10 protein-coding genes and 1 pseudogene are annotated in these 10,376 nt (G+C 60.1%); 5 read left to right on the top strand and 6 right to left on the bottom strand.

Translation table 11 applies throughout. The features are described 5' to 3' along the window. A partial coding sequence (gene fabI, locus QN219_RS20730) for an enoyl-ACP reductase FabI (protein ID WP_284001762.1) occupies window positions 1–723 on the top strand: 723 nt, incomplete at its 5' end. A 373-nt stretch (window positions 724–1,096) separates the two neighbouring features. On the opposite strand, the gene QN219_RS20725 is transcribed toward fabI, so the two are convergent. After that, window positions 1,097–1,501 (bottom strand): MerR family transcriptional regulator, encoded by a 405-nt coding sequence (locus QN219_RS20725; protein WP_284001761.1) that lies wholly within the window; start codon window positions 1,499–1,501, stop codon window positions 1,097–1,099. 54 nt (window positions 1,502–1,555) lie between these two features. On the opposite strand from QN219_RS20725, the gene QN219_RS20720 reads away from it, so the two are divergent. Together QN219_RS20720 and QN219_RS20715 are read left to right on the top strand one after the other, a co-directional pair. After that, the gene (locus tag QN219_RS20720) at window positions 1,556–2,344 is read left to right on the top strand and encodes a glutaredoxin family protein (RefSeq protein ID WP_284001759.1); all 789 of its coding nucleotides are present in this window, start codon (window positions 1,556–1,558) and stop codon (window positions 2,342–2,344) included. A 321-nt stretch (window positions 2,345–2,665) separates the two neighbouring features. Further along, a complete protein-coding gene (locus QN219_RS20715) occupies window positions 2,666–3,187 on the top strand; it encodes a hypothetical protein (RefSeq protein ID WP_284001757.1) in 522 nt (173 codons plus the stop codon). Window positions 3,188–3,497: 310 nt separating this feature from the next. Here QN219_RS20715 and QN219_RS20705 read toward each other — a convergent pair. Then, a pseudogene (locus tag QN219_RS20705) lies at window positions 3,498–3,707 on the bottom strand (NADPH-dependent FMN reductase); the annotation flags it as partial. Between the two features lie 228 nt (window positions 3,708–3,935). Here QN219_RS20705 and QN219_RS20700 point away from each other — a divergent pair. Both QN219_RS20700 and QN219_RS20695 read left to right on the top strand, forming a co-directional pair. Further along, window positions 3,936–4,253 carry a cupredoxin domain-containing protein gene (locus QN219_RS20700; protein ID WP_284001756.1) on the top strand — a complete coding sequence of 106 codons (318 nt, stop codon included), beginning with the start codon at window positions 3,936–3,938 and terminating at the stop codon, window positions 4,251–4,253. Between the two features lie 12 nt (window positions 4,254–4,265). Next, entirely contained in the window at window positions 4,266–4,799 is a 534-nt protein-coding gene (locus QN219_RS20695) for a cytochrome P460 family protein (protein ID WP_284001754.1), read from the top strand. A 51-nt stretch (window positions 4,800–4,850) separates the two neighbouring features. On the opposite strand, the gene QN219_RS20690 is transcribed toward QN219_RS20695, so the two are convergent. From QN219_RS20690 to QN219_RS20675, 4 genes are all read right to left on the bottom strand, one after another. Beyond that, complete coding sequence (locus QN219_RS20690) at window positions 4,851–5,588, bottom strand: helix-turn-helix domain-containing protein (protein WP_284001753.1); 738 nt, start codon at window positions 5,586–5,588, stop codon at window positions 4,851–4,853. A 484-nt stretch (window positions 5,589–6,072) separates the two neighbouring features. Next, a complete protein-coding gene (locus tag QN219_RS20685) occupies window positions 6,073–7,146 on the bottom strand; it encodes a lipocalin-like domain-containing protein (protein ID WP_284001752.1) in 1,074 nt (357 codons plus the stop codon). Beyond that, the gene (locus tag QN219_RS20680) at window positions 7,136–9,544 is read right to left on the bottom strand and encodes an FtsX-like permease family protein (RefSeq protein ID WP_405052181.1); all 2,409 of its coding nucleotides are present in this window, start codon (window positions 9,542–9,544) and stop codon (window positions 7,136–7,138) included. Before QN219_RS20680 ends, QN219_RS20685 begins: the two co-directional genes overlap by 11 nt. Continuing rightward, window positions 9,544–10,200 carry an ABC transporter ATP-binding protein gene (locus QN219_RS20675; protein ID WP_284001850.1) on the bottom strand — a complete coding sequence of 219 codons (657 nt, stop codon included), beginning with the start codon at window positions 10,198–10,200 and terminating at the stop codon, window positions 9,544–9,546. Before QN219_RS20675 ends, QN219_RS20680 begins: the two co-directional genes overlap by 1 nt. Window positions 10,201–10,376: the final 176 nt, after the last annotated feature.

The following is a 10,376-nucleotide window of genomic DNA, read 5'->3' as shown; positions in this document are numbered from 1 at the left end:
GCCAACGACCGCTCGATCGCCTGGGGCTGCGCCCGCGCATTCCGCGCATTCGGAGCGGACCTGGCGGTCACCTACCTCAACGACAAGACCAAGCCCTATATGGAGCCCCTGGCGCGCGAGCTCGAGGCACCGATCGTCCTGCCGTTGGACGTTGCCGTGCCCGGCCAGATGGAGGCGGTCTTCGAACGCATCGCTGAGAGCTGGGGAGAGCTCGACTTCCTCGTCCACTCGATCGCCTTTTCGCCCAAGGATGCGCTCGGCGGGCGGGTGACCGACGTCGCGCGCGAGGGCTTCCTGACGACGATGGAGATTTCCTGCTGGTCCTTCATCCGCATGGCGCACCTCGCCGAACCGTTGATGAAGAGAGGCGGAACGCTTTTTACGATGACCTATTACGGCTCTCAGGTGGTGGTGGAGAACTACAATATCATGGGCGTGGCCAAGGCCGCGCTCGAGAGCGCCGTGCGCTACATTGCTGCGGAACTCGGACCGAAAGGCATTCGCGTGCACGCGATCTCACCCGGCGCTCTGGCGACCCGCGCTGCCTCCGGCATTCCCGAGTTCGATGCGCTCCTGGAGAAGACGAAAGTGAAGTCGCCGACGCGTCAACTGGTCGACATCGACGACGTAGGCGTTGCGACTGCATTTCTCGCGCACGAGGCCGCCCGGCTCATCACCGGCCAGGTACTCTATGTCGACGGCGGCTACCATATCATCGATTGACATCAGGCATCCATCTCAAAGCCAGCATTAAAGATCCGCTGTCGCTTTCCATTTAATTGCCAGACTCTGGTTGCAATAATTTCAAATAGTTAGTCACGCACATAAATTGAGAATTGCCACTTAATTTGAGAAATACGGCGGCCATTTGGCATTTAATTTGAGAAACCAGCGCCGAGGCGTGACCGCACGGCTTCTATGAAGAACGAACACAAAGATACGTAAATACAATGAGATAGCAAACAGTTTACGGCAGTTAGCCTGAGAATTATGACCGCTCGATTCTCAAATTAAATGCCAAATCAAAGGCGAAACAGCCGCATTCTCACAGTTATCTGCCAAGCGACACGTCCCACCAATTGCCTTGATGCGAACTTCATAGCCCGAAGGAGGCGAGGATCGGGCAAGGCCCTGTTTTGTCCTCTGAGCAATCGGACACCAGCTTGCGGAGCGCTTGCCGAGCACGATTAAGCTCTCCGATTCTCGCCTCGAGCTGCTCGAGCCTCTTCTTTGCCAGTTCCCGCGCCGCCGAGCGGTCCTCTCCGGCGTCCAGCGCCAGAAGCTCCCCAATTTCCTCCAGCGTGAAGCCCGCCGTCTGCGCCTGTTTGATGAACCGCAGCCGACGCACGTCCTCGCCACCATAACGGCGCACGCCCTCCAGCCGCTTCGGCGTCGCGAGCAGCCCCCTGCGCTGGTAGAAACGGATGGTCTCGACGCCCACGCCTCCGGCGGCGGCGAGTTTCCCGATTGTCAGTTCTTGAGGGGCTTGACTGCGTACCATGGTACGGAACTTATAGTCCTGTCAACGATTTCACAAGGACAAGGAGATGTGAAAATGTTGGACAGGACCAATCCGCAGAATCTCGGCAAGAAAGCCGTCCTGTACCGGATGGTGATGCCAAGCCACACCTGCCCCTACGGCCTGAAGACGAAGGACCTGCTACAGCGGTCAGGCTACGAGGTGGAGGATCATCACCTGACGACCCGCGAGGAGACGGACGCTTTCAAGGCGCAACACGGCGTGCCGACGACGCCTCAGGTCTTCATCGATGGCAAGCGGGTCGGCGGCTACGACGATCTGCGCCGCTTTCTCGGGAAGCCCGTCGCCGATCCCAAAGCAACGAGCTACCGCCCGGTCATCGTGCTGTTCACGCTGGTTGCGCTCATGGCGATGGCGGCGAGCCAGGCCGTCTTCGGAACTCCATTCACCCTGCGCGCAGCCGAATGGTTCATTGCCTTTTCGATGGTGGTTCTGGCGATGATGAAACTCCAGAACGTCGAGACCTTTGCGACGATGTTCCTGAACTATGATCTCCTGGCAAAGCGCTGGGTACCATACAGCTACATCTATCCCTATGCAGAAGGACTGGCTGGCGTTCTCATGGTGGCAGGCGTTCTGAACTGGTTGTCGGTTCCGGTCGCCATGTTCATCGGTACTGTAGGGGCTGTCTCGGTCTTCAAGGCCGTCTACATCGACAAGCGTGAACTGAAGTGTGCCTGCGTCGGCGGATCGAGCAATGTCCCCCTTGGGTTCATCTCGCTGACCGAGAACCTGATGATGATCGCCATGGCCGTCTGGATGGCCGCCGGAGGTCTTGGCCTCACGGCAACTCACGCCATGTAGCGCAGTCCGATTATGCGTCAGATCGAAATAGCCCATTTCAGACCGAGAAAATTAACCTAAATATTTGGTAAACTTTGAGGTGTTGCAAAACTCCCGATCACGAATGCGGGAGCGAGACGGCAAGATCAGAGGCGAACACATCGAGATGGCTGAGGGAAACAATTATCCTGGCATGCCGCGCTGGGTAAAAATATCCGGAATGCTTGCCGCTGTGCTGATATTGCTGGCAGCGGCAATCGTCGTCTTCGATATTGGCGGTCCCCACGGCCCAAGCCGCCACATGTCGCCGGGCAGCGAAATGCCGCCAGCAGGTAACCGTTCATGACGATGTCTCCAGCGCTCCGCAAGTTTACGCTCGTCGTGCACGTCATTTTCTCCGTCAGTTCGCTCGGCGCAGTGGCGTGCTTCCTTGCACTCGGGCTGGTCGGCCTGGGCAGCGCGGATGCCCAGACGGCGCGAAGCTTCTATGTGGCGATGGACGCCCTTGCGCGGCTCGTCATAGTTCCGCTGGTTTTCGCGTCGCTCATCACTGGACTGGTCCAGGCACTCGGAACCGTCTGGGGCCTGTTCCGCCATTACTGGGTGCTTGCTAAGCTGCTGCTGACCGTTCTGACCGCTGTGGTCCTGCTGCTGCAGTTGGACCTAATCGGCTATCTTGCGGCGGCCGCTTCGAAAGGACTGGCGGAAGCCGATCTCCTCGGTCTGAGAAGCTCACTCGTGGTCCATGCCGGCGGCGGCATAGTCATTCTGATCACGGCGACGGTGCTTTCGATCTACAAACCGCGCGGGCTGACGCGCTACGGCTGGCGCAAGCAGCAGAGCCAGCTCGCCACTCGACCGTAGCTGCACACGACGGCTACTCTGCCCGGAGGCGAAACTTGGCGTGGCAGGAGGTGCAGGTCTGGAGCATCAGGTGAAACGCGTACTCGTCGGACGTTTTTTTTGCGAGCGGCCCGCCCATCGCCGCATACCAGCCGCTCGCCCGATCCAAGGTGGAGGACTTGACCGAAAACCAGGGCCTTTCGTGGAGCGGTCGATGAAGCCCGACAATCCAATTGCAAACACCGCCGAGGACATTTCCGACGCTTGCAACCGCGACAAGCCCATGGGTGGAAAACTCTCCGGACAGAAGAAGGCCTAGGAGCAGCGGTTCGGACTGAGGTGCATCTCGTTGGTGCTTATAAGCGTCCCATGCCGCCGATGCGATCTTGTCCAATTCCGGGCGAAGACCATCGAAAGCCCGATCCTGAAACCCGCTACGGAAGCGGCGGCGAAATTCGCTCTCCGCAAGTCTGGGACTTGGCGTTCCCTTTCGCGGCTCGGGCGCTGTCGGTGAAGATCTTGTGTCGGAGCTTTTCGACATCTTCCCGTACCTGCCAGTGTTGTAGCATATAATCGAGCATCATATCGATCGTTCCGACCGGCCGCATTTCCTTCGGTGCCAAACGCACCGGGCCGGGGCAAGAAAGACCGTCCGAGACCTTTCAAAGATCCGTGATCCTCACCGATGGATTAAGTTGTCGGTTGACAACTTAATCCATCGGGACAAGGCTACCTGACCTGCAAAACGCATGAACCTGTGGGAGGAGACATGCGCGCAGTAATTCTTCTCATCCTGGCTGGCACTCTTCTGGCATCTGTAAGTCATGCCGGCGAACACCACATAGGCATGGCGGGCACGGCTTACGCGCCCGCGATGGTCGAGGCGAAGGTGGGCGACACTCTCGTTTTTGCGAATGACGATACTCAGGCGCACAATGTGCTGATAGCAACCGTCGGCTTTTCGACCGACCTCGGCAAGCAGGATCCGGGCAGCCAGACAACGCTTGCGGTCCGCAAATCTGGAACGTTTGATGTCGAATGCGCCATCCACGAGGGCATGCACGCCCGCGTCGTCGTAAGGCCGTAAGGGAGGGCAATCATGCGCAAGAATGTCGCCATCAGCCTGGCCGCCGTCTTCGCCACAGGTATCGCTGGTTATACCCTTGCCGGCCCGGACCGCGTCTCCTTCCCGCGCGGCTATGCTGAACGTTTCGTGCTTTACAACACTGTTGACCGTCCGGACCGAAAGACCATCCGTTTCATGTATGTAAGCCCGGAGACTCACACCAAAGCGAAGGCCGGCGAGCCGGCCCCCGACGGAACCATTCTCATCATGGAGGATCACCGGGCGAAGCTGGACGCTTCCGGCAGTGTTGAACTGGGGCCGGACGGTCGGCTCGTGCCGACCGGCCAGATATCCAATATCTTCGTCATGGAGAAGCGCGCGGGCTGGGGCGAGGCCTATCCGCCGGAGGTGCGCAATGGCGACTGGGACTATGCGCATTACCTGCCCGGTGGCGCGCCCAAGGCGGATGCAAATTTCGACGGATGCTTCTCCTGCCACCGGAACCGGGCCGGCCGCGATTTCAACTTCACCTACGCGAAGTATCTCCTGGACCGCGAAGGCAAGTAGCTTGCCGGCGAACGCGGCTCTGATCGGGGGAGCCCGTACGCCCTCGGCCGATCACCACCGTGGCGCGAGCTGTGGCACGCCCCCTTCGGAAGGACTGGCGTGAAGCTGCCGCATCTCGGCGATCGCACCTGACAGCCAAAGGCGCACCTGGCGCATGGCATGTCCCGTGAGGTCGTCCGGCAACGGCATCCGATAAATGTGCTTGCGGATCGCGAGGAACATGAGGGACCCGTGCAGCGTCATGGCGATTTCGCGCTCTTCGTGCTGCATGGGGCGGCTTGAAAGGTCCGGCAGGCCGGCCTCGCGTCTCAGCGCGCCGATGACCGGCTCGAGGATCGAGGCCGTCAGCACGGCGCCGCGCCGGCCGGGCTGGCCATAGCCGTCCAGACCGGCGCGAACGAACAGGCGCATCGACTGGCCGGTGATGGCACCGAGGTAGTCGGCATAAAGGCAGCCGAGTCGCTCGGCAAGCGGCGCTTCGTTCGAGTTGAGGGCCGTACGCCAGTCCTCTTGGCGCCAACGCACGGCACGCTCTTGGAACAGCGCGGCAACGATCTCATCCTTGCTCCGGAAATGCCTGTAGAGGGCGGCTTGCGTGATACCGAGGCGCGAGGCCAAGCTCCGCGTCGACGCTCCGAAGCCCGCTTCCGCGAACAGTGCCGCCGCCTCGTTAAGGATGGCTACGCGCCGTTCACCGGACGACAATCGCCGACGCTTCGGCTGCTCTCCTGCAGCGGCTGCACCATCCGGTTCTATCGCGACGATCTTCCGATGTGGCTTAGCGCTCAATACCAGCTCCCATAGATGCCCCAACCGATCCCCTTTGCCGTTCAGAACGGGCGTTACCTAAGAATAGTAATCCCCGCACCGGAGCGTGGTGACGAGAACGATCTTTAGAAAGCTTTGCTCAGCCATTATACGGCCTCGCCCAAAGCGATGGAAATGAGAACGATCAAATAGGACTTTTGGCGCGAAACGGTCTTGCCCGCGATCAGGATTAGTAGTTGGGGTCCGGCCCTTTGAAGTGTACGGTAGCTAAGTCTGCACTGCAGACGTTCGTCGCCATCGCATTGAACTTCGGCTCTCCACCCTGGTGAGACCTACACGAACGAGCAGAGTCGACCCGAAGCGGTCATCTGCAGTGAAGTGATGAACGTCTCAATTGGGCCTATAAAGCGAACAAAATGCTGAATCCAGATGCGTCACAACCGCACGATGCGCTGGCGGCCTTCATCATAAATCGTTACCGTTTCCTGGGACTCAGAGCTTCGGGCTAGTACCCGGTCATCTCCAGGTAGCCCCTGCCACTGACACTGCCCTCGAAGGCGATCGGGCCTTCCCAATATGGTATGGACGTTGACATCCATGCTTGGTCGTTCAGAGGTTGGGTTGTGACATCAAAGCCGCGACTGGGAATCTGGACGTTCCAGGAAACCGGAATTTGACGCCCTGCGACTTTGGCGGTTCGCACGGGAACGATCCTGAGAGCTCCCGCGGGCAAGGGGTTCGGTCGCCCATCGGCGGTGATCCAGGTGGCAGAGGTAAATCCCTCCCCCTCGTCTCTGAGACGGAAGCCCATCAGCTTCTCCCCTGTATCGAGGTGCAGCGAGAACCACTCCCAACCGGTCTGGTCTTCCGCGAGCGGCTGTGACGACCACTCGCGGTCAAGCCAAGCCTTCCCGGTCACCTCTACGTTCCTCGTCGGCAGCGAAAGCGAGCCAGTCACCGAATAGAATGGTTGCGAATAGTAGTAGCTGGCCTGCCCCTTCGCTGATTTCACCGAATAGCCGTTATCGCCCTGCGGGACCAGCGGGCCCGTGGCCAATAGGCGGAGTTCGTAGCCGAATTCCTCCGCTGTCGCAGTCAGGTTGAGGTTAGCCAGTTGGTCCGCTCCCGGAACGGCATTTCCCTGAATCTGCCAGTCGTCGATCCAAGCCGAGAAGGGCTCCGCCACGACCCCAGCCTGCCCTACTCCCCCGCGTGAAATGCGTTCTGCCACGAAGTGGTCTTCCGAAGTCGTGACGGCGGCGTGACCCATCCAGAGCTGTGGGCTCGACCACCCTTTGTTCTCCCACGGAGCAAGCGCTGACCGGAAAAGGGTCCACTGCGCTCCGTACTGAGTTCCGTCCGGAGCTTCAAGATTTGCAGTGAGATACCACCACTCTATTCGAAAATCCGGATGCGCGCCGTGGTCAAAGGGGAAATGGAACGGCAGGCCGGGCTGCGGCACCGAAAACCCTTCAGCCGCCGAGCCGAGGCCACCAAAACCCTGGGAGGGTGCTTGGTTTCCGGACAAACTGGTTATGGTCATCACCGCAAAAGCGATCGCGATCGATCTAACGCTCATTGGCTAATACCTTGAGAAGTTCCGACGGCGCGAGTCCCGCCAGCCGGCGAAGCGGGATGAATACGGAAATGACCCCAGCGGCAAGCGCGACGAGACCGAGCCTGACCCACTCATAAGGAAAGATATGCATCGGCAGACGCCAGCCGAAGGCTTCGACATTCACCACGGCGAGAAGCACCCACGCCAGCGCCAGGCCGAGGGGCAAAGCGGCAGCAAATGTCGCAAGCCAGAGCACCAGCGTCCTCAGAAGCTCAAGAAGTGCGAGATCGCGTCTTGTGACCCCCATCGCCCAAACCGGCGCGAGCTGCGGGAGGCGCATTTCCGAAAGCGTGAGAAGGCTTGAGAACATAGCCAATGCCGCAACCCCAAGCGTGAATATGTTCAACGCGCCCGTAACCAAGAATGTGCGATCAAAGATCCGCCGTGACTGTTCTTTCAATGCCGCTTGATCGACAATGTTATCCGGTGGCAGTCCGAATTCGTCCGAGAGGCTCGACCGTAGGTCCGCAACCTGATCAGGCTGGACCCGCAGACCGTAGCGCAGGCGCGAGACCTGCGGGTAGTGAGAGATCAAGGCGTTTATTGCGGCCATGACCTGGCCCTTTGGGTTTCCGTAATCCGAATAGACGCCGACGACCGTCGCCTCCCAGTCGCTCGCCAAATCCAGCTTATCGCCGATGCGGAGCCGCTCCCGCCTCCACAACTGTTCGTTGACCAACACACCTTCACCGGAAGCCACCCGATCCCAGACGTCCGGAATGCCAACGATCAAGGGCCAGTGCTCCCGGTAAGTCGGATCGTCGACGACACCGAAGACCTGCATCGGTTGACCTCGGATCTCGACGTCTACGCTAGAGATCGGCAGCACCGATTCCACCTTCGTTGCGAGCCATGCCCGGAGCCTGTCTGCCTCGTCTCCGTTCCGGGCGGCGACGTAAAGCTCCGCGGCGAGACGTTGGTCGAGCCAGCCGACGAACGTGAGGCGGAAGCTCTCCACCATGGTTCCGACGCCTATATTTGCCGCCAGCGCAAGAAGCAATGCCATGAGGGCGAAGGACAGCCCGGGGAGTTGCTGCCGCGCGTCGGCCCAGAACCAGGTGACGAGCGCGCCAGAAGACATCCGCTGCATCAAGGTGAGGAATCCGGAGAGCACGGCGGGGAGAAGTAGCGACGCCCCGAGCAGGAGGCAGCCAAGGACGCCAAAGCCTGCCTCAAGCCCATCAGCCCACAGAAGGAGAGCTCCGGAGAGGGATAGCAAAGCCGCTGCGGCCAGCACCTGAAACCGCCGTCCCGCTTCCGACGATCGTCCCCAGGTCTGGGGCTGAGCGACCGCGAGCAGAGGCACCCTCATCAAGCGCAAAAGGCTCTGTGCTGACGATACCAATGTTCCGGCCACGGCGATGGCAAAACCCGAAACCCACCACTCCGGACGCAGGGAAAGCGTACCTGGCACGCTGGCTCCGTAGAGTCCTTCAAGCGTTGCGGCCACTCCGGGCAGCAGCAGCGAAGCAATCAGATATCCAATGGCAACTCCGACCGCCCCCGCGGCAAGGGCGAAAAGGACAAGTTCGGCGATCAGCAGAACCGCAAGCACCTTCAACGAAACTCCAAGAGAGCGAAGCGTTCTGAAGGTCGGCCGCCGTTGCTCGAAGGCGAGGCCAATGGTCGAGTACACTATTAACAGCCCGACGACGAAGGCGAGAAAACCGAAAGCCGTCAAATTGAGATGAAAGCTCTCGGTAAGATGCTCGACGTCACTTTGCGCATTCGTCTCGCGAACCGAGAGCTCAGGAACTAGCATTCCGAGCGGCTCCAGACCGGGACGTTGGTCTCCGGCGATCACAATCCGACTGAGCTCGCCGTCTCTTTTTAATAGCCGCTGCGCCAAGCCGATATCGGCAAAGGCGACCCCGTCCGGCATCTGATCCGAAACACGCAATGCAAGGTCGGTCTGCCCTCGTATTTTCTCCGCTGTTCCAGGAGAGACGACGAGCGTGCCCGGAGGCGAGATGAAGGAAAGCAAGTCTCCGGCATTTCCCAGATCGACAGTGTTGGTCTCCACGGGCATCGTCAGCGGCTCTATGCCGATCATCCTCAACCGGGTGGCTCCGAACCGATAGTGCCCCTCCAAAACTGGTGAAACGTTCCAGCCCGCCCGTCTGAGCCGCACGAAGGCGGCCTGAGGAATCGAGCGGCCGTTTGGAGAAACCAGGTTCACCAGCTCGTCCTGGTCGAGCACAGCCGCGGCGCGGGCATAGCTCGCGCGGGCTTCTGCGTTGATCGCCTGCACTCCGGACCACAGGGCCGTGGCCAGCGCCAGGCCCGACAGGAGCGCGCCGAGCTGCAGCGGCCGTCGTCTCCAGTGGGACAGAAGTGCCGTCGCTGCGGTCCACATCATCATTCTATCTTCCCCGACCGCAAATGCACCTGCCGGTCGAGCCTGTCCGCCAGTCTTTGCGAATGTGTCACCAGGAGCAGCGTCGATCCGGTTCCCTTCGAAAGCGAAAGCATCAGTTCCAGGACAGCGTCTCCGTTGGCCTCGTCTAGGTTTCCTGTAGGCTCGTCCGCCAGAACCAAGCCGGGACGCGCGGCAAGGGTTCGTCCGATTGCCACCCGCTGCTGCTGTCCCGTGGAAAGCTGCTCGGGATATCTCGTCAGCAATGCCCCGATTTCAAGGCGCTCCACGAGTTCATTTTCCCACGCTGAATCGTGACGTCCCGCGAGCTTGGCGTGGAAAGCGAGGTTCGCGGCCACGTCTAGCGAGGGGATAAGGTTGAACTGCTGAAATACGAGGCCGACTTCTGCCCGTCTGTAGGCGGCGCGTTCCCGGTCATTCAGCTTGGAGATGTCTCGACCCCCGACCACGATCTCGCCTGAGTCCGGGCGGTCGAGGCAGGCGACGAGATGCAGGAGGGTGCTCTTTCCGCTACCAGACTCCCCTATCAGGGCAACGCTCTCTCCCGCGCCGAGATCGAGATTGATCCCTCTCAACACTTCAAGCCGCCCTTCGGCAGTCTCATAGGATTTCCTAAGATTGCGAAGAGCGATCACGATGGCGGCCAAGATCACGACGATGTCACATATGTAACTCTCCACGGCCGCTTGGAAAGGCCCACCCGTGAGGTGATGCGAATGCAGACCTCGTCGAACGTCGGGTTCTCGCAAAACGGTTCATCTGTCGAAGCATACATCCGTTTTTCGGGCCGTTTTGACACTTTCTCGGGGATGAG

The sequence above is a fragment of the Sinorhizobium sp. 8-89 genome (assembly GCF_030124325.1).
In the GTDB taxonomy this organism is placed as follows: Bacteria; Pseudomonadota; Alphaproteobacteria; order Rhizobiales; family Rhizobiaceae; genus Sinorhizobium.
This window is presented reverse-complemented; position numbering and strand designations above follow the sequence as displayed.